1 protein-coding gene and 1 pseudogene are annotated in these 21,792 nt (G+C 72.9%); both read right to left on the bottom strand.

All coding sequences use genetic code 11. From position 1 onward, the window contains the following. A pseudogene (locus ACYVIP_RS25190) lies at nt 1–1,378 on the bottom strand (hypothetical protein); the annotation flags it as partial. Nucleotides 1,379–1,426: 48 nt separating this feature from the next. Beyond that, a complete protein-coding gene (locus tag ACYVIP_RS25195) occupies nt 1,427–21,787 on the bottom strand; it encodes a WXG100-like domain-containing protein (RefSeq protein ID WP_460400517.1) in 20,361 nt (6,786 codons plus the stop codon). Nucleotides 21,788–21,792: the final 5 nt, after the last annotated feature.

Genomic DNA, 21,792 nt, shown 5'->3' on the forward strand with positions numbered 1-21,792 from the left:
AGGCGAGGGCGGGCAGCGGGGGCGCCGGGTCGGGCCGGCCGTGGGCGTTCTCCGCCGGCGGCCCGGTGGGCGGCACCGTGAGAATCGGTTCGGCCGGCAGCACCCGGCCCTCCGCGCTCACCACCACCGCGCCGGTGGGCGGCTCGCCCTCGACCGGCGGGCCGTCGGCATCGAGGCGGCCGAGCCGAAAGGGGGTGATCGACCCGGCGGCCACGGCCCACCCGGCCGCGGCCGTGGCGGCCTCGGCGGTGACCGGCACCACCCGCAGGTGGTCGCGGGCGTCGGCGGGCAGTTCGCGGACCATGCCGTCGAGCGCCGCGAGCACCGGCTCGGGCACCGGGCCGGCCGCGGCGAGAACCAGATCCGCCGCCGGCCCAGGGCTGGTGGCCCACGCCGGGTCGGGCGCCAGGTCCGCCGGCCGGACGAGTAGGCCGCGCGCCAGCACGTCCACCCGCCAGCCGTCGGCCAACCGGTAGGAGGCCGGCTCGACCATGCCCAACGTGGGCGCCGGGGCGACCCAGCGGTCCAGCAGCGGCGGGGCGCCCGGCCGGTGCACGCTCTCCACCGCGAACGGTCGCCAGGTGGCCACGCCCGTGGCGTCCACGAGTACCGGGCGGCCCGACCCGCTCGGCACACCGTGCGACAGCCGGATCGGCGCGCCGAGCACGTCGGCGACCGCCTCGGTCACGTCGTTGCCACCGTAGCCGGCGAGCACGGCCCGATCCCGCTCCTCGCCGGGCAGCTCGCGCAGCACCTCGACCACCGACTCGACGTCCGGCGGCTCCTCGCCGGGCGCGCCGACCACGACATACATCCGGTCGCGGTCGGGCACCGCCAGGTACAGCGGGTCGTCCAGCCGACCGGGCGCGGCCGGCCCGCGCACCCACAGACCAGCCGGGATCTGGGTCACCCGCGCGTCCGGTCCGGCCGGTAGCCGCTCCTGCCACCACGGCGACGGGTGCCGTGGTCCGGTTCGCCTGCGCGGCCTGTCCGGCCGGTAGGAAACCCAGCCCGCGCCGGGCTCGATGACGAACAGGCTGCCGTCGGCGAGCGCGATCGGCGTGCCGTCCGCGGCGATCACCTCGGCCCGGAGCCGGTCGGCGAGCCGCCGCGCGGGCGGCAGGGTCCCGTCCGGCCCCATCGCCCCGAGGAACGGCGCGACGAGTCGCACCCCGCCGTGCGCGGCGTCGGCGATGTCGGCGACCACCCACGGATCCAGCCGGGCGACGGCGTCGAGCGCGGAGCCACCGACCACGACGGCGGTCCGGTACCGCTCCCTCGGCAGGGCCTCGGCCAGCGCGACAGCATCGTCGTCGGCGCCCGCGCGGCGCACGACCAGCGCATGCCGCGCCCGCTCGACGGTGATCACCTCGCCCACGGCTCACGCTCCTCTCACCACCACCACGGTTCGCGCCGGCGGCAGAGTTCACTTCGCCGAGGGCGCGGTACTCCCGGCTTCCTGGTCGTCGGCCGGGCGCGCGCCGCGCACCGCCTCCTGTGCCTCCGGCGGCAGGTCCTCGACCCGCACCGGCAGCGGACGACCGACGGGCGCGAACAGCACCCACCTCGGCTCCTCGCCCTCCGGCCCGATGAAGTACCAGAGCACGTCCCGGTACAGCGCCGAGGCGAGCTCCGCGACCCGCTCGGCCGTGAGCGCCGAGCCGGCGAGCACCAGCCCGCCCCACCACTGGACCAGCCGGGCCCCGGTCCCCGGCACGGGAACCTCGCCACCGGCCACCAGCCCGGCCAGCAGGTCGACCGCCTGCCGCGCCCGCTGGTACTCGGCCAGGTCGTACGCGTCCGCGTCCGGTCCCGGCGCGACCGGCGGGTGCGTCGGGAGCACGCTGACGAAGTCGCCGCCCGGAGAGAACACGTGCGCGTACACCCTGTCGGCCGCACCGGCCAGTGCGCCGAGCTCCTCCTGGGTCGCGGGCGCCGTCGTGCCATCGACGACGTCACCGATCAGCACGTCGTCGCCGGAGCGCACGATGTTCACCGCCCGGCCCGGTGTCCCGGCCGCGGGACGGACGAACACCACCGCACTCGCCCCGTGCCCGGTCAGGCCGTCGACCACCCGCGTGATCGCCCGGGGTCCCCGGTCGACGAACTGCGGCGCCTGGCGCACGACTCCGGGATCGGTGGGGGTGATCGACGCGGCCGTCCGCGCCACGCCACGCCAGGTCGACTCGAACGCCAGCGCTCCGCGCACGCCACGGACGTCGCCGCCCGGCAGCATGCCATCGTTCGCCGCCGGACCACCCGCCGGATCACCCGCCGGGCCGACGAACGCGGCCGGAGAACCCACCGTGCGCGCCGACGGCGTCGGCAACGGTGTGTCCGTGTGCACGGACTCGTCCGTCCACACGGAACTCTCGGTGGCGGCCGGCAGGTCGGTCGGGGTGAACACCGGGATGAGTTGCGCGGTGGCGATGCGGTTGCCGTCCGGGCCGACCGCGACCGCGCCCACCGTGCCGAGCACCGCCAGGGCGGCCGGCGTCAGCGGCGCCGCGTCGGCCCCGGCGCGCACGACCGACACGGCGCCGTTGTCGTTGACCACGTCGAAGGAGACCTGCCGGCCGTACAGGTCGCCGACGATCACCGCGGACGAGCCGTCGCCACCTCTGGTCACGCGCTCGCGGACGTCGTCGAGCGCCACCTCCCCGGCACCGACCTGCTCCAGCTGGCTGGCCAGGAGCAGTGCCCGCACGTCCTGGCGCGGGTGGTGGTCCACGACGAGGTCGATCGCCTCGGCGAGACCGTCGACCTGGCCGACCAGTTCGCCGAGGGTGGCCGCGCCCGCCGAGCCGACCGACGCCGGCCCACGCTCGTAGTCCGAGTCCGACCCGCCCCACGGCGACCCGGGGGCAGCGTCGCGCGCCGGTGGCGGGGCGGTGGGCTGCCGGTCGGGACTGAACACGATCGGCAGGTCCGCCGACGTAGGCCGGTATCGCGGTGTCAGCCGCCGGGTCGGCGTGGTGGGCCCGGGCTCCTGGTCGAGCGCCGACTCCTGGGAGGTCGCCGACTCGCCGGAGTCCGGCCGGAACCCGTAGGCCGATCCCGACTCGTCGGTGACGATGTTGTTCCGCGGGTCGACCACCGTCGCGAACACCCGCGCCAGCTCGGGCAGCGCGCCGCCCGTGGCGGGCACCACGGTGCCCGCCACGGCGTCCACGAAGTACACCTCACCGTCGAACCGGACCACCGCCCACGCCACTCCCCGCCGCCGCGGCAGGTAGCCGAACAGCAGCCCGGACGAGCCGTGTGCCGCGACCCGGCGAACCACCCGCGCGACGGCCGCCTCACCGGTGCCCATGAACTCCAGCTCGGCCGACCGCAACACGGCCACCGGCGCAGGCGTCACGCCGACCGGGCCACCCGCGACGCGCGGCTCGCCATGGAAGGTGGACAGGAACGCCAGCGCCGCGTCCATTCCGTTGCGCTCGAACGGTTCCGCGCCACCACGCCAGGCATTGATCAGGCCGGCGAAGGTATGCGGGTGCGGGCGGGTGGCGCCTCGCGGCGCCACCCGCGTCAACTCGGCCAGCGCGGACTCCGGTGGTGGCGCCACCGGATCGGGCACCGGCCGCACCATCGGCGGCTGTGGCTCCCTCGGCGCCACCGGCACCACCGGCCCCTCCAGGACCACTGTCTCCCGGCCGCGCCGCACATCCGCGGCCGCGGCCACCTCGATCACCACGGCTCTGCCCCGCCGCGCCGCGTCCTTGCCGGCCAACGGGTTCAACCACCGGAGGCCGCGCCTACCCGGCAGCACTCTCGGCCGCAGGAACCGCACCGCCGCGAGTTCAGCCGGCCGAACCCCCGCACGCAACCGCCTGCTGTACTCACCGGCCACAGTGGACACCAACAGCCGGGCGACCGTCCTGGCTCTGGCCTCCCCGGTCCGATCGCCATGGGTCAACGAGTTGCCGTATCCCGTGATCGTCACCTCGGGCGCCGCGTCGTTGGCGACCATGTCGTCGAACAGTCGCACCGCCAACGTCCGTACCGCCGCCTCGCCCGCCGCCGTCAGCGTTGTTCCCCTGTGGAACGCCGCCGTCACCGGCCCAGTCGCCGGTTGCCGCGGCAGCTCGGGAACGGGGCTGTTCGGCGCTTCCCCGGACCGTGCCGCAGACGACTCATCTCCCGCCGACACCCGTCTGCCACCGGCGTTCTCCACCAACCGCAGGTCCCGCTCCAGATCGAACGGATCACTCAACGCCGACCCCGGCGAGCTCCGGCCTGCCGACAGCTCCTCGGACGAGACCCCAACCGGGTCAGGCAGAAGCTCCGCGCTCAGACCGATCGGCACCTCCCCGAACCGTGCCCCGGACGACTCATCTTCCGCCGACACCCGTCTGCCACCGGCGTTCTCCACCAACCGCAGGTCCCGCTCCAGATCGAACGGATCACTCAACGCCGTGTCGAACGAACTGCGCCCCGACACCTCCCCGGACGGCATCCATGACGACCACGGCGCCCCGACGCCACCTCGGTCGGGCCGCAGCAGCTCCGGACTCACGCCGATCAGCAGTTCCTCGGACGAAAGGTCGGAATCCGACGCCGAGCGTGCCGAGGTCTCGTTCGAACTCGGCCCGGCGCCCGGACGGAACGCCACCGGCAGCAACAACTCCCCACCGGCGACCGAGGAACCAGCGGACCTCGTCGACGGGGCACCCGCGTCGAACACGTCCCGCCGGGGCGACCTCGACTCGGACGAGCCATCGGTGCGGTCACTGTCGCCGGCCTCGGTCGGGGCGGCTGTCGACCGGGCGGCGCCGATGGTGGCACCGTGCGCGTCGAGGACCACCCCGTGAAACGGCCGGGGACCGCCCAGGATGTCGGGAGAGCCGACCTCGTCCGTGGTCGCCCGCATGCTCATGATCTCGGCTCGCACGATCATCACCTCGCCGTCGAGGTTGACCAGCTGGTACGCGGTCGGCTCCGCGTCGCCGGTCGTCCCGACGATCACCACCGCACTCGCGTGCTGACCGGCCTCGGCCACCAGGTCGATCGCCGCGTCGAAGCCGGCCGCACCGTGGCCGATCGGCCTCACCCGGAGGTTCTCGGTCGCCGCCACGGGGTGGTCGCCGTGACGGTCGTGGAAAAGGGCATGGAGGCCGCGTGCGTCGTCGAATCCGGTGACCCGGCCGATCGTGTCGACGGGTTCGGACCGGACCAGCTGGTCGCCCGCGGTGTCGACCACGAACCCGAGCACGTCGCCTGCCGTGGCGCGGGCCGGATGCCCGGCCGCCGGCAGGAGCTCGTTGATCACGGCGCGCACGAGCGTCAGTTCGCCTCGGTGGTTGACCACGTTGAACGCATTGAACGCGTTGAACGCGGCCGCCCGACCGTCGAGCCGGTCGGCCAGCACCGCGTGCGAGCCGTGACCGCCCCGAGTCAGCCGATCGATCGTCTCGGCGCCGGTCAGCTCATCAACAGCGAACTCCCCCAACACGTCCGACGCGGTGCCGAGCACGCCTCGATCCAACCCGAGGAACGTCAGCGCGTCGTCGAAACCGTCCGCGACCGCACGCCACTGCTCAACCGTCACCGGAAGGCTGGTCGACTGGTTGACCGAACTCGACGGACCTGGCGACTCGGACACGTCCGACCTCGCGGGCGAACCGCCGACGAACTCGTCCGCAAGCCCGGTGTCGCCGCGGTCGGTCTCGCCCCACGCGGCCGGGAGGTCGGCGGACGCGGCGGTGATGAGATCGTTGTCCGGATCGAAGGCGGCCGTGAAGACCATCCCGAGACCAGGCAACGCATCCGGGGTCAACGGCCTGGTCACCTGCATGCTCGCCTCAAGGACAACTACCTCGCCGCCCTGGTTCACGAGGTTCAACACCGTCTGGTCCGCGCCGTCGCGAGGCCGGACCACCATCACCCCGCCCGCGTCATCACCGGCGACCGCCACCTGGTCGATCATCTCGTCCCAACCAGCCGCTCCGGCTCCGATCAGCTCCAACCGGTTGTGCCCGGCGCCGCCGTCGACATTCCCGAGACGACCCCGCAGCAGCTCGAAGAGCGCCACCGCGGCGGTGACATCGGGGGCATCCATGTCCACACCGTCGGCAGTCGCCGCGGCCGCACCGTCGAACTCGACGAACCCCGCACCGCCTGCCGTGAGCACGAACCCGAAGACATCCACCTCCGGTGTCCGGTACTCCGCCGGCGCTTCGGTGCCCAGCTCGGTGATCACCGCACGCACGAGAATCGGCTCACCGCGATCATTGATCACGCTGAAACCGATGGCCTCATCGTCGAAATAGCCCGCCAGCAACGCATACGAGTTATGGCCACCGCGAAGAACACGGGCGATGACCTCGGCCAGTCCCGTGGCGGCGGCGTCGACCCGCTCCGCCACATAGAACTCCCACGGGAAGTCAGGAACACCCCGCGCCAGCTCGAAGAGCCTCATCCCGTGGTCAAGCCCGCTGACCTCATCGCGCAGCTCACTCACCGTCATCGAGGGAATTCCGCTGTTCACCTGCAGCAACTGGCCAGGGTTCAGCCCAGGAGCGAACGCGTCCCGCGCCCGCGCCCAGTGGACCTCGTTGTCCGCGAACTCGTCCGGGAACTGCTCGAACACCGCGACATTCGCGCGCAGCTCCTCCTCGGTGAGCGGCGCGATCCGGCGATAGCGGCCCAGGTTGTTCACGTACTCCAAGCCGGGATCAACCAGTTCGGCGGTCCGCATCACCTCGTCGAACGTGTTCGCGCCAGTACCGACCAACGCACCGATCAACCCCAGCCGAACCAACGGCAGGTCGACTCCGGTGCCCCAACCTCGTGCGGCCACGAGCGCACGCAGACGGTCGTTGACCAACAACGCGTCCCACCGCTGGTTGGCCGACTCCGCCAACCGCAACAGGAAATACGTGGCCAACGACGTACCGGTTCGCACCAGCGCCCCGGTGCGCTCCGCGTGCCCACGCAGCGCACTGGCGATCGCCAACTCCTGCCGGGGAGGCCGCGACCCGAGGTGACCGAGAACGGCGCCGGCATCGAGTGCGTCCACCTCGGGGTCAGTCGGGCCGCGCAGCTCCTCGGGAACATTCGAGATCCCGGGGAAAAGCCCTTCCAGTTCCCCGTCCACGATCAGATTGACCAGTAGGTCAGTATGCGTGACAACGTCGTGCACACCGGTGTCGCTCATCGATCGAGGACGCGACACCCGAGCGACGACCTCCGTCGGCAGGCTCTCCCACACCAGGTTCGACAGCAGTTCGAACTGCCCGGCCACGCCGGGCCACCGCAACGAGTAGCGCGCCAACCGGGTCTCGAACTCAACGGCCGCCCGCGCGTAGGTGACGCGCGCGACAAGCCGCTCACCCGCCAACCCAGCCACCGGCGGCACGTGCTCGTTGTCGCCTGCGGCCGCGCTCTCCGCGTTCGTCGGCCGGTGGTCAGCACCGTCCGCGAACTGGTCGGGGAACCGTCCGGACTCCGCGACCTCCGCGCGCAGCTCCTCCTCGGTGAGCGGCGCGATCCGGCGATAACGGCCCAGGCCGTTCACGTACTCCAGGCTCGGATCAACGAACTCCGCGGCCCGCATCACCTCATGGAACGTGTTCTGGCCAGAGCCGATCAACGTGCCGATCAACCCCAACCGAACCAGTGGCAGATCCAGGTCGGCCTGCCAATGGTGGTTGGCCAGCCACGCCACCCGCAGCACGAGGTATGCCTGCAGGGAGGTGCCGGACCCCACCAGCGCCCCGGCGCGCGCCGCCGCCCGGCGCGCCGGGCTGTCGACCCCCAACTCCTGCCGCAACGGCCGCCAGTCCAGCTGCCGGTGGAACTCATCAGGTGGATTCCGCTCAACCGACGCGGGATCCACCTCTACCAGCTGGTTGCGCTCCAGGTCGATCAGTTGCCGAAACTCCGCCGGCACCACGGAGGCTCCCGGCAACACCGCCTCCAGGTGCCCGCCCGCGGCCAGTTCCGCGAACATCAGGACATGCTCTCGAGGGCCGTCCGGCTCACGCATGAGGCGCACCCGATTCGGCACCTGCGCGTCCAGGCTCCCCCACACCAGTCGGGACAGCACGTCGAACTGCGCCGCCACTCCGGTTCGCAGCAACGAATAGCGCGCCAACCGAGTCTCGAACCCCGCGGCTGCCCGTGCGTAGGCTGCCTCTGCGCCACGCTGATCACCAGCCGCCCCGCCGGCCGATGGCCTTCTCGCGTCCTGCTGGGGCGCGTCGTCCTCGTTCGAGGCCGTGTCCGACCCTCCCGGCGCGCCGCCACGACCCAGTCTGGCGGTCCATTCTGGACTGACGGTGCCGGCGATCGTGCCGAGTTGTCGGGCGTACTGGTACCGGTGGGTCTCGTTGCCGAGGGTGTCGGCGGTGAGGTACACGATGGCCTGGTAGAGCTCGCTGTCGCGCGCCAGCTCGTCGGTGTTGACCTCGTCGACCATGCTGGCGGCCGCCCACCAGTTACCGGGGTGCATGGGCTGCGCGAAGCGGGCCCTGGAGGCCGCCGCCGCGGCGATGATGTCGGCGCGGGAAGCGAGCGGCGCACCCTCGGGCAGGGGGTTCGCGGCGGTGGGTGCCGCGAACAGCTGTCGCCGTTCGGGAGTGAGCAGGTCCAGTCCCCGCGCGATCGCGATCGCCTGGTCCGCGCCGTGCCGGTGGGCGCCGGCAAGGTCCCCGGTCGCCGCACCCACCCCGTGCAGCAGACCGACGATCGGGTTCCGTACCCGCTCGAACAGCCCGCGCTGGCGTAGTTCCGGCTCCCGGAACACCTCCGCGATGATCCCGTCGGCAGCCAACACCAGCTGGTCGGTGGGAGCGGAGGGGAACAGTCGCGCGAGTTCGCCGACGCTGTCGGGGAACGCCGCCCGAAGCGAGTCCCGCACCGCCGGCTGGCGCTCGAGCGCGCCCACCGCGGCCAACGACTCCCACGCGGAGATCCCCACCAACCTGTCCCACGCCCGCGCGGGCGGGAGCACGCCGACACCGTTCGGCGGGCGCATCAGCCCGTGCAGCTCGACCAGGGCCCGATCCACCCGCTCGTTGGCGCGAAGCGTCGCTCGCACCGATTCCACGGCCAACTCGTCGAACCGCTCACTGGCCAACCGATCCGTCTCCGCCATGTCTCGCGGCAGCTCCAGGCCCGGCGCGGGGAACGTGAAGGCATGCGGATCGGTGAGCACCACCGCGGCCTTCCCCACCGGCACCGGCACCCCGTCATGACGTGCCGTCCACGTCAACCCGCTGTCCAGCAGACCCTGCTGCACGTCCGCCAACGCCGCGACCACGAGCGCACCGCCCTCGTCCCCGGCCGGCACACCCAACGACGCGAGCAGTTCGTTGACGGTCTGCGGCCCGTCGGCCAGCACCGGATCCATCACTATCCACTCAGGACCGTTCGGCCCGTCGTACAGGACCACCGCGGTCCCGTACTCCCACACGTGCACCGGCTCCCCAGCACCGAACACGGCGCCGAATGACGGCCGAGCCAGCAACGGGTACTCCGCCCGCGAGACGAAGAGCTTCCGCACTGTCGCACCGGACTCCGCCAACCACCGCGCGTACAGCTGCGGCCGAACCGGGTCGCCAAGCCCCACCTGTTCATCGCCAGTCCGGACATAGTCGGTCGGCACATCCAGCTCGCCGTACTCAGGATGCGCGAACGTCATCGACCGCAGGCCGGCGAACAGGTCCGCCAACCGCGCCGCCGAGCTCACCGAAGCCGAATCGACCTCGTGGCCGCCGGGCAACCGATCGCCCGGCTCGACAACCGGATCAGTGGTCCGCGGATCGGTCCGGTCCCCCGTAGCACCCACTGCCTCCGGTGACGGTGCGCCGCCGCGCAGGCGGGGCAGCTGGGACTCGGGGATCGCGGTGCCGGCGATGACGCCGAGCGACCACGCGTACCGCTCCTTCGCGACGCCGATCAGCGGTGACCCGGCGACGATCCGCACGATGGCCTCGAGCAGCTCCGGCGATTCCCGGAGCGTGCCGATGTTGGTCCTGGACACGATCTCCCGCGCCGCGGCCCGCGCCGCCGGGTCCGGGGTCAGGCCGGCCGCGACCCGCAGGATGTCGTCCACCGACGCGATCCGCTGCTCGTCGGACACCGGGCTCGGCACCCGCACCCCGGTGTCCGCCGGCCGCACGGGCGGCGCGGGCGTGATCTCGTCGACCGCGTCGGACCGCGCTGGCTTCGCGATCCCGAGCCGCGTGGCGATGTCGGCCGCCATGTCCCTGGCGGCCTCGGCGCCGTCGGTGACGTACTCGTCCTCGACGACCACGCGGATGTTCGCCATGGTGGCCCGGTCGCCGGCGAGCCGGGCCATGCCGGGCGCGGCCGGATCGACGGTGTCGTCCAGGATGTCGATGACCGCGTCCCGCACGCCCTCGTCCCGCACGCCCTGGTCCCGGTTTTCCGCCAGGACGCGGTTGGCCCGTGCGCGGATCCGGTCGACGTCCCTGGCGAACCTGTCGGCCGCGACCAGTGCGGTGCGCACGCTGTCGACGACGCCGGCCGCGGCCGCCGTGTAGGTCACCGGGCGCAGGTCCTGGTCGAGCGAGCGAACCAGCGACACGATCTTGTCCACCGGTACGCCTGGCCCGATGTTCAGCTCCCGGCCCCTGGCGTCGTCGGTGATGGGGGTGGTGATGGGGGTGGTGGTGGGGGTGGCCGCCTCCGGTGCCGGCCCGAAGTCCGGCCGGCCGGCGACCGTGACCCGCAGGCCGTTGGGCGTCCGGTGCCATTCCAGACCGTCCGGGGGCAGGATGCCCCTCAACTCCAGCACATCGGCGAGCGTCAGGCCCCACTCGCGGAACGCGAGGTCCCGGTGCACCCAGACCACGTGGTCCGCGGTCGTGTGCACCCGCAGCACCCGGTCCGGACGCGACATGGCGCCGGCCACGGCGTTGGACTTGGGCCACGAGAAGTGCTGGTAGAAGTCCGCGTCGGCCAGATACGGGTAGAAGTCGCCGGTGTACTTGGAGCTGGTGACCTCGATCTCCCGGCCGCCATCGGCCCGGCTGGCGTCCCTGGTGGACGAGGCCAGCACGGACGGCTCGGCGCGCGTGGTGCCCTCACCGCTCGGGTTCGCACCGGCACCGACGCCCACCGCGCCCGCGCCGAGGCCAGTGACCAGGCCCTTGTTCCGGCCGAACAGCTCGGACACCTTCTTCAGGTGCAGGCCTTCCAGCGAACCCGGCGGCGGCCGCAACAGCCTGGCGGTCCGCCGGTCGTACACGCCGACCAGCCGCTTGAGCTCGAACCCGCTGTCGTACGCGAGATGCTTGTTCTGCCGGCCGCGGGCCGCCGCGGTGCCCCCGGTGGCGTAGGACTCACCGGTGAAGATGGCGTGCGCGCCGCCGAACAGTGAGGTGCCGGACGAGAGGTTGTGCAGTTCGTAGTCGCCGACGCTGCCCTGCCTGGAGTACTCCGACCTCGCCTCGGCGAGGTCGCGCACGTACTCCGGGGTCAGGGTGCCGAGCGGAACGGGCTTGCGGGAGTTCATCGCGTACATGCCGAGGCGGTTCGCCTCGATGGCGCCCTCGCCGGAGACCGCGGGGAAGATCCCGTCCTCCGGTGTGAAGTCCGGGCTGAGGTCCGACGGCCACTCGTCGAGCACCTCGAAGGTCGGCGCCACCGCCGGCCGGGTCAGCGGCGGCAGGAGCTCCTCGCTCGGGCCGGCCAGGGTGACCGTGCCGGGGACCGTGATCGGGGCGGCGGTCCGTGGCCGCCAGTCGCCCGCGTTGACCGTGCCGATGGTGGCCACCCTGGCGGAGTGGCTCGGCTCGCGGTGGTAGGTGATCTGGAGGTGGTGGTCGACCTCCAGTTCCGCTGCCGCGGTGTGCGAGTACTTGAACTGCGAGGTCACTTTCACGATGCCGCTGCCGGGATCGACCGTCTGCTCGACGGCCGCGGCGCTGCCGCCCAACCGCGTACCGGCCGCGCCCTTCGGCTCGCCCGCGTCGGCGGACTTCGACCAGCCGGGACGGTCGCCGCCGCCGACCTCCAGGTAGCCCTCCGCCGTGGTGGTGGTCGTCGTCAGGTTCTGCCGCAGATCGGTGTGGTAGTTGATGGTGAGCATGCCGTCGGGGTGGGTCACCGTGGCGCGCGGCGTGTCCGCCGGCGGTGTCCGGTCGGCGCGGCTGGTCATCACCCGAATGTCGACCACCTCGTCGACGAGCGGACTGGACAACACCTCGCGCACCAGCGAGCCGTGTGCCTGGTCCCTGGCGAACAGCGCGTTGCGCAGGTCCACCAGGGCGTGCGGGCCCGCGAGGCGGCGGGTGAGCTCGGCGAGCACCCGGTCGCGCAGCTCGGTCGCCATGCCGAACTGGTCGAGCTGGCGCCGAACGCCGCCCAGCGGGTCCTGGCCGTGCAGTTGGGCGTCGACCGGCCCGGATCCGTTGTGCGACCGGTAGCCGTCGTCGGGTGGCAGCAGCGCCGGGGCCAGCCGCCGGTTCTTCTCCCGCACCCCCTCGAGCGCGACCACCAGTTCGGGCGGCAACGGCTTGCCGAGCCACTGATAGATGTCGGCCGCGGCCTGCGCGGTGACCTTGACCACCGCGCCGTGCGGCATGTCCACGGTGACCGGGAGATCGTCGAAGGTCGTGTCCCAGAACCGGTTGCCGATGGCCATCTCGGCGATGAGGATCGTGCGCGTGTCCAGCCGGAGGTAGGCGACCGGGCCGTTGTACTCCGTCGACTGCTTGGTGCCCGCCCCGGTCTCCCCGGTACCGCTGTGCTCCCGGCCGCGACCGAGACCGAACGCGAGTCGCAGCAGCGCGCCCGCCCCCGAGTCCCGCCACGGCGTGACCGACAGCAGGAGCCTGCCGAACGCGCCCCGGTTCCTGGCCGCGACGCTGTTGGACAGGAACTGGGCGTTCTCGTTGCTCTGGAACTTGATGGTGCCGTGGGGGGCGACGTGGTCGACGTGCGCCGAGACGAACTCCATCGACCCGGCGCCGCTGGCGGTGAGATCGGTCAGCCGGCCGTCGGCGACCATCTCCTGGGTCGACGCCCGCTGGCCGGCCAGCCCGAAGCCGGCGAGCCGACGCATGCCGATCATGCTCAGGAAGTCGTTGACGGTGTCCCGGGCGGCGTCGCTCCACCGGGTGATGGGCGCGCCCTTGACCAGGTACGAGGTGGTGCCGTCCGGCCCGGTCTCCTCGAAGGTCCAGCTGCCGGGCGATGACCAGGTGCCGCCGAACGGTGGCGACGACCGGTGCGGCCCGCCATCGTCGGCTTCCAGGCGCGGCAACACCGCCTTGGCGAGCGCGATCTCCATGGCGTCGCGATACAGCGGCGACTGGCTCACGTCCTCGATCTCGTGGTGCCGGCCGAACAGCTGCCACGGGATCGACCGGGCGCCGTCTGGCAGCGGTGGCGGCGTGAGGTACACACCGGCGCGCAGCTCGCTCTCGCGCGGTTGCCGGCCGGCCCAGTCGAGCTTGTCCCTGGTCGTGGACATCACGACGGCGTCGACCACCCGGCCGGTGACCACACTGGCGAAGGAGCTGTTCGGATTCGACTGCCAGATCACGACGTCCGGCGAGTCGCCCGTGCTGGCGAAGGCCTCGTCGATCGCCGCCCGCGCGGGCTCGGTCCGCCTGGTCGCGGACGGCGGGCCGAAGGTCGAGGTCATCGTGCCGCCGAGGAGCAGCTGCCGCACCGCGCCCGGCAGTTCCTCGGACCGGTGGATGGCGCGCACCACGAGGGTCGCGGTGTAGTCCCGGTGGTCCTTGGTCCACACGACCTTGCCCTGCTTGGTGACCAGCCGCGGTTTCCCGCCCCCGGTGTTGTCGTAGGTGGCGCCGACGCTCACGTTCGGCATGTCGTAGGACGACGTGCCGGCCCCGCCGTCGGGGGCGTCCTTGGCGGACCCGCGGAGGTTGGCCCCGACGGCGAACTTGGCCGAGCGGCCGAGCGTGTAGGCGGTACCGGCGTGGCTGATGGTCTTGTCCTCCGTGCGGCCCTTGGTCTGTCCGGAGGGCACGGACTCGGTCGGCGTCTCCTCGTCGGCGTAGATCGTCATGGTGTGCAGGCGGCCGCTCTCGGTCCAGGCGATCTCGTGTCCCGCGCCGGACAACGCGTTGTGCACCGCGCGCCGCCGTGGATCCGCCTCCCTGAGCGGGGCGTCCGGGCGCTGGAAGTGCGCGGCCACCGCCTCCTTGCCCTGGTCGGACAGGCCGCTCGACACCATGGCGGCGATCTCCTCGGCGCCGGGCACGTCCACGATCTCGTCGATACCGGTGACCCAACGCCGCGCACCGGTGGCCGGCACCGGCTCCGGCCGTTGGGTGAAGTGCTCCGGCAGCGGCAACCTGGCCTGGCGGGCCACGTGCACCGGGACCGCCACGTACTCGCCCGCGTCGGCCTGGCCGCCGATCCGGTAGACCAGCGGGGTGTAGATGGCGGTCCGGTTCTGCTCCCATTCGACGACCCCGTAGGGGCCCTGGGTGAACCCGCTGGTGAGCTCGGCGAACAGGCCGAGGAACCAGCGGTACCAGGACGTTCCCTCATGCTCGGCGCCGCCGAAGGCACCGGCGCCGGTGGTGAGCTCGCCACCGCCGGTCTTCGTGCCGGCGCCGCTGTACTTCAGCTTGGTCCGCGACTCCGCCGTGCCGTAGCCGACGTAGTCGATCCGGTGTCCCTGGCGGATGCCGGGGGCGTGCCCGTAGTCACGCAGCGCCTTGGCCTGCGACTCGGTCAGCTCGGCCACCAGCGTCGCCGGATCGGCCTCCTCCCGGACCACCTCGGTGACCCGCAGGCCGACGTCGATCAGTACCGCCGGCTGGTCGGCGCCGTCCAGGGTGATGGACAACGTGGTCGCGATCGCCGGCCGGTCGCCGGTCGCGTCCTCTGTGGACTGTGAGGGCACCGCGTCGGTGCGCGCCGAGCTCTTGCCCGTGCCGCCGACGAAGTAGCCGACGCGGAGGATCCCGGTCGGGTCCAGGCCGGCGAGCGACTCGAGCGAGCTCATCGGGATCCGCGCCGGCGTGGTGCGCGTCGCGACGGAGGCCTGCGGACGCCAGCTCTCGGCGCCGTGGCGCCGGTACACGACCGGCGGCAGCGAGGTCGGTGCCGGCTGTCTGGTCCGGCTGTCGGCCGGCCGGTGAAACCCGTGCGAGAACGAGATCTCGGCGGTCGAGCCGTCGAGCGTGAGCTTCCCGTTGTTGAGGATGCTGGCCAGTTGGTGGCGGTCGAGCCCGGCGATCGCGCGGGCGACCCGGGCTCCCTGCTGGTTGGTGGCCTCGTGGATCGCGCCGAGGCCCTCGATGGTGAGCAGCGGCGGCGCCGCGGTGGACATCGCGATGGACAGCAGGGTGAGGCCGGCCTCGACCCGACCCTGCGCGGCCGCCTTCTTCGTGGCGGCGTTGGCCTTGCCCACCTCGCCGGCCGCGGCCTTCGCCTCGCCCGCCCGGGTCCGTGCCAGCGCGAGCGCGGCCTGAGCCTGTTCCCTGGCCTCGTGTGCCGCCCGGAACCGGTCGCGGGCGAGCTGTGCCACCTGGCGGTCGATGTCCGACACGAGCGCGGTGACCCGGCCCGACTCGTCGTCCGCCGGTGCCGGCAACTGGTCGCGCCCCGCCAACAGCGCACGCGCCTTGGTCGTGGCCTCGTCGACGGCGGCCTGTGCCGCGCGCACGGCGTCGTCGGCCGATTCGGTGCTCGTCACGGTGGCGTCGTAGGCGGTCTTCACCTCCGCGAAGGCCTGTTCGGCCAGCGCGGTCGCCGCGGTGGCCCGCTCATCGGCCTCGCGGGCGGTGTCGGCCGACAGTTCCGCGTTCTCGGTGTACTCCCTGGCCGCGGCCAGGGCGGCGGTCAGCTCCGTGACCCGGTTGTCCGCGGCGACCAGCGGGTCGACGACCTGCTGGTCCGGTTCGGTGCGCGCGGCCTCGGTCGGCGCGGGCCGCTGGCCGCGCTTGCGGAGTTTGTTCGGCCGCCGAGGACCTGGTGCGGTCTCCTCGGCCGGGACGGTGCCCGGCGGGCTGGCCGGCAGCTCGGTGGCGTCGGCGATGCCGGGGGCGGCGGCGAACCGGTCGCGGTCCGCCTTCGCCGCCGCGAGCCGGGTCCCGAGCTGCTTCGCGCGCTGCCGCGCGCGCTCCAGCGCGTCGCCGGTGCCCAGGACCGCGCCGCGCGCGACGCGGGCGGACTCGACCGCCTCCGCCAGCGTGCTCTCGGCGTTGCGGTAGTCCTCCCGTGCCCGGCTCGACTCGATGGCCGTCGCCTCGCGTGCCGATCCGGTGTCGGCGGCCGCGTCGAACACCAGCTGGATGAGGTTCCCGTTCGGCCTGCCGGACCACTCGTCGTGCGTGGGTGGGCCGGCAGGGTTCTCGGTGCTCTCGGCCGGCGAGGCCGGCCGTTCGCCTGGCGTCTCGGGGGTGTCCGGTGTCGACGCGCGCCGGCCGGGCGGCGGCTTCTGCAGTTTGCCGCGCCAGTAGGCCCGGCTGTGTTCGGTCGGCGTCGCGTTCGCGGACGAGGCGGTGGCCGGTTGGCTCGACTCGCGACCCGGTGTCACGCCGCCGCCACCCAGGCCGTGGTTGAGGGCGAGCCACCTTGGTCGCACCGTGCCGAGGACGAACCCGATGTCCTGTGCGTACCGGGCCTTGTCGTCGGGCTCGTGCGCGACCAGCAGGACCACGTCCTCGAGGAAGTCCCGTTCCGCGAGCTCCTCGGCGAGGTTCGTCTCGGCGACGATCTGGTCGGCCCGCGCCATGACCTCCGGTCCGACCGGCGGTGTGCGGCCCTCCCTGATCGACTCCCGCAGGCGTTCCGCCGCGGCGATCACCTGCCCGGGACTCACCTGCGGCTCGGCCGTGGTCGCCCGTTCCGGGGCGCGGGCGTCCAGGCCGCGCGCGATGCTCATCGCGAGCGCGTCCAGGTCACCCGCGCGCCGCTTCTCCCTGAGGGCGTCGGCGACCGACTCGTACAGTCCTCGCGCCCGCAGGACGCTCGTGGTGAAGTGCTTCTCCACCAGGTCGTACTCCGGACCGACGGGGCGTTCGGGGTCCGGCGCGGGTGGTGGGGCGGCGGTGATCTCGTCCGGATCCGCGGTCCTGCCACCGGCTCGGGATGCGGCCGCCGGTGCCGCTTCCGGGATGATGCCGAGGACCGTCGCGATCCTGTCGGCGACCGGTCGCATGGCGGCCACCTTGTCCGCGACGGTTCCCGGCGTGGTCACCAACAGGTGCTCGATGATGTCCACGGCCAGCGCCGCCGGGTCCGGCCCGATGTCCCAACGCCGGTCGGGCGGGTGGCTCCGCGCGTACACCGCCTCGGCCAGATTCCGTGTGGCGGGATCCCGCTCCGGGAGCCGCCGCAGCGCCGCCCGCGCGTAGCCCGCCTCGAGACCGACCCGGTCGGGCGTCAGGTCCGCGGCCGACAACGCCGAGGGGAGGTCCTTGGCCAGGCCCCGCTCGACCATCAGTTGGGACGGCAGCCACGCCCCGTCGGGACGAGCCGTGCCTATGGGCTCCGCGATGGCCAGGGACAGCCCGTAGGCCTCCGCCACCCCGTCCGGTGACAACTCCAGCCGGTGGATGATCAGCTCACGCAGTGCCTCGAAGACGGGAACACGGTCGGCGAACTTCCGCGGGTCGTGACTGTTCTCCACGACGACGTCCGCCTGCCGCGACACCTCCTGGTACCTGTCGTCCGGGAGCCTGCTGGACACCTCGGGCCACAGGATCGCCGCCTGGATCTGGACGCGGGCCGCCGTCCACGGCGTGTTCGCCAGCGCCGCGGCCACCTCCGCCGAGCGATCGCCCCGGCCAGGCGGGACCGGCCGCCAGTTCCGGTCCTCCCGCGCCGTGTCCAGCTGGCCGGCCAGGTCCAGAGCCTGGGTGAACACGTAATGGGCATCGGCCGAGATCAGCCGGAACGTCATCATGTAGGTCAACGCGCGCCTGTGGGCGTCCGTCAGCCGGGAGCTGTGCGTCTCCGCCAGAATCGCCCCAGCCAGGGCCCACAGCTCGCCGAACCGCTGCTCGGACAGCTTTCGGGTCCTGCGGAGGTTCCTGACATCACGTTCGGCCGCCTGGTGCGCGGCGTCGAGGTTCAGCCGCTCCCACGGGTCGGGCGCGGGACCCGGCGAGGGTGGGGGCAACAGGTAGCCCTCGGGGTGGCTCGCGCCCCCGGCCAGGATTCCGTCCCCGCTGCCCGTGGCCGGCGGATTGCCGACGATGACCGAGCCGTCCCGGTCGAAGCCGACGGCGAACAGGTACCCCGGGCCGTCCGCTGTCGAGCCCGCGGCCTCGCCGGCACGCGGCGGGGGAAACAGCGCCTCTTCCTCGTCCCGCGACAGCGAACGACCGGTCGGGCCACGGACCTCGTGGCGGCCGTCGGGACCCGGTACGACGGTCAGCACCCGCCCCGGCTCGCCGTCGGCACGGTACTCGATCACCAGCGCGGTCGACACCGCCGGCGTCGTACTGTTCCTGAGCCCGGCGACGACCGTGTCCAGCCCGTCGCGGCCGAAGCCGACCAGGCCGGGCACCACGAAGTTGACCGGGGGAAGTGGCTTCACCCCGGCATCCCCCAGCATTCTGCGGTAGGACGCCAGGTACTCGTAGGCGCCCTGGTCGGCGACCCGCCGGCCCCCCACCTCGAACGAGGTCGACTCGGGTGCGCTCCGGCGGCCGCCGGTGGCGTCGCGCATGGTTCGGCGGGCGGCGGCCAGCAGTTCCCCCTGCTCGCTCAGGGTGCCGGCGGCCTGGCCGATGGCCAGGGAGATGGCCTGCTGGGACACGCCGTCGCTGAGCGGCGAGAGGGAGGCCACGACGCGCGCGATGTCGTCGACCGAGAGACCGATCGCGGCGAGCCGGCCATGGTCGTGGTGGATCACCACCGCGTTGGTCGCCCGGTCGAGCGGTTCCTGACCGATCTCCTGGCCGTGCACGCCCGCCAGGAGCTTGTGCACGTCCTGCGGCGTCGCCTGCGCGTCGAGGTCGCTGGCCAGCTCCGCGGCGGCGGTCATCGTGTCCGCGACGCCGCGCGGGCGGTGCAGCATGCCCGCGATCACCCAGCGAATGACCTCCAGCCGGGCCGCGGGCAGGTTTCCGGTGAGGGACACGGTCATGATCACCGTCGCGGTGCCCAGCCGCCTGGTCAGATCCTCGGGATCGAGTCCGGCGAGCGTCTGCCTTGCCCGCTGTTCCTCCTGTGCCAGGCGCGCCTCGGTCCACCTGGGTCGCGGGTCGGCCTGGCGCTGCGGCGCGCCGCCCAGGAGGCGAGTACGCCAGTGCGGGTTCTGCAGACCCAGGTTGTCCGCGAAGGTCGCGGCTCGCTCGCGCAGCTTCTGCTGGCCGCTCGACACGATGTCCGCGAGGACCACCACCAGGTCCTCGTACAGGTGTTGGGCACGCAGCCGGGCGACGTCGAAGATCAGCGCGATCTCGGCTTCCGCCACGGGCCGGTTCTTGTCGCCGAGGTGTCCGATCTCGGCGGCCCTGGTGCGGACGGCGTCCGCGGTGGTCTGCCTGGTGGTCGCCGGTCGGCTGGGGGGTGTTGGGCGCTGCGGGGTGCGGCCGGGCAGCCCCGGTTGGGCGGTGGCGGTCGCTTCGGCCGGCGGGGCCGCCGGCATTTCCGGGGCGCGTGCGGTGGGTGTCGTCGCGCTGGCCGGGGCCTTGCCGGTTCCGCGACGGGCGCCGGGCGCGCCCGGGGCGGTCGACGGCAGGGGGTGGGCTGCTGGCGGAGTCGCTGGCGGAGTCGCTGGCGGAGTCGCTGTCGGAGTCGCTGTCGGAGTCGCGGATGGCGTGGTCCGGCCCGGTGTGGCGGGCGGTGTGGCGGACTGGCCCGGCTGGGCTGGCTGTCCCGGTTGGGGGGAGGCCGGCTGCGGTGGTGTCTGCTGGCCTGGCGGCTGTTGTGCGGGCGCCGGTGTGGGCGTCGGTGTGGGCGTCGGGGTGGCGGGTTGGGTCGTGGTTCCGGCGCTGCTGCCGGGTTCGGGGTTCGCGGTCCGGTCGGTGACCAGGCCGGTGTGCAGGTCGGCGGGCCGGTGCGCGCCCGGGACTGTCTGCTCGGTGATCTTCTCGCTGGGGACCGGGCTGCTGGGCCGTGTGCTGTCGGGGGTGTCCGGGTACCCGCGGTGGTCGTCCGGGGACGCCGGGGACCAGCGCCCATCGTCATCCGAGCTGATCTCCGAGTTGGTGTCCGATATGGACTCCGGCCGCGGGGCCGGCGTGGTGAGGTCCGCTGGGTTCGCTGGGGGCGCGGTGAGGTCCGTGCCGCCGCCGGGCCGGGTCGGTGAGGGATCGGTAACTGCGGGATCAGTAACTGCGGGATCGGTGGGTGCGGGATCGGGTTGGGTTGGGCTGGCGGCCGGCTCGGTACCACCGGGCTGGCCCGGTGGTACCGGCTGGGCGCCCTCCCCCGCCGGCGGGTTGGTCGGCGCCGGGTTCCCGTTGGTGTCCGGTTGCCGCTGGGCCTGCGGTCGGTCCGACGGCGGTGCCGTGGCCGGGTCCGTCGACGGCGTGCCGGCGGGACCGGTGACACCCTGTTCCCCGGTGACGCGGGGGTAGGGCGCGGGCACCGGCGGACTGTTCCGGCCATCGTCGAGGCCGGCGGTCTGCTCGCCGGTCACGTTCGGGTTCGGCGCCGAGCGGGACTGACCGCCCTGGCCGCCACCCTGCTCGCCACCCGCCCGGGAGGAGGGCGCCGGGCTCGCCGGACCGCCATGGCCCGCCGCGGCCGGACCCGCCCCCTGCACGCCCGAAACCCGGGGATAGGGCGCGGGGACCGGCGGCGAGCCCTGGCCGGCACCGTCGGGGCCACTCTCGTTCGTCCCGTCGTCCATATCGTCGGGCCTGGTCTCCGGCTCGTACACCGGGATGGCGTTGATGCGGTTGGCGTTCTCGATCCGGTTGATCAGGGTGCCGAGGGACGCGCCCATGATGCGCGCGACCGCCGAGGTCATCCCGGCGGTGATCCCGTAGGGGTTGAACTTCAGCTCGCCGGTCAGGATCAGGTGCGCGATCGTCTCGGTGAGCACGCCCTCATGGACGCCCTCGCCGACGACGTCGCCGACGTTCTTGCCGAAGTTCTTGTGCCACTTGGCCGGGCCCATCGTGTTGTCGAGCAGCTTGGCCAGCGCGCCACCCAGCCAGTTGCCCGCCAGACCGGTGACCGGCGCCATGAACAGACCCACCGTCGCGACGACGGCGGCGTCGCTCATGTACTTCTCGTTCCAGTCGCCGTCCTCGCGGGTGTTCAGGACGTGCATCTGGATGGCCTGCGCGCCGACCACGACACCGAGCTGGTTGCCGTAGTTCGCGACGAGCGCGATCAGGACGTAGCGGCCCTTCCACGCCACCCTGGCCAGCCTCGGGAACCGGGACATGACGGCCCGCTTCATGGCCTGCATCAGCGAGCCGCGAATGGCCGCCCGGCCGTAGAACCACTGCCACGCCGACGGGCCGACCCAGTACTGCCAGGCCACGGCGAAGGCGAACTCCATCGCCAGCATCGCGAGCTGGATGATGACGACGAGCTTCATGTACTCGACGTCCAGCGCCAGGCTGCGCAACACCTTGGCCATGTCGCGGAAGTGCGTCGCGCCCCCGCCGAGGTAGTTGGGGCCCTCGACGTAGGGCGACATCACGTCGACGAACGCGTCCGCGGCCTGGCCCCGGAAGTCCTTGCGTACGGTGGCGATCAGGGACCGCAGGCGCGGCGCGACCGCGTCCAGTCGCGTGGCCGCCGCGTCGTACTCGTCGGCCAGTGCCCGCATCCACGACTCGTTGAGGTCCGGGAACTCATCGCCGGTGGCGATCAGAAAAAGCTTCCGCAGGAACGGATCCTGGATCATGATCGCCATCGGCG

The sequence above is a fragment of the Actinophytocola sediminis genome (assembly GCF_054779715.1).

Bases quoted from the DNA above. Each gene is read 5' to 3' on its own strand.
- ACYVIP_RS25195 (WP_460400517.1), bottom strand. From the start codon at position 21,787: ATGGCGATCATGATCCAGGATCCGTTCCTGCGGAAGCTTTTTCTGATC.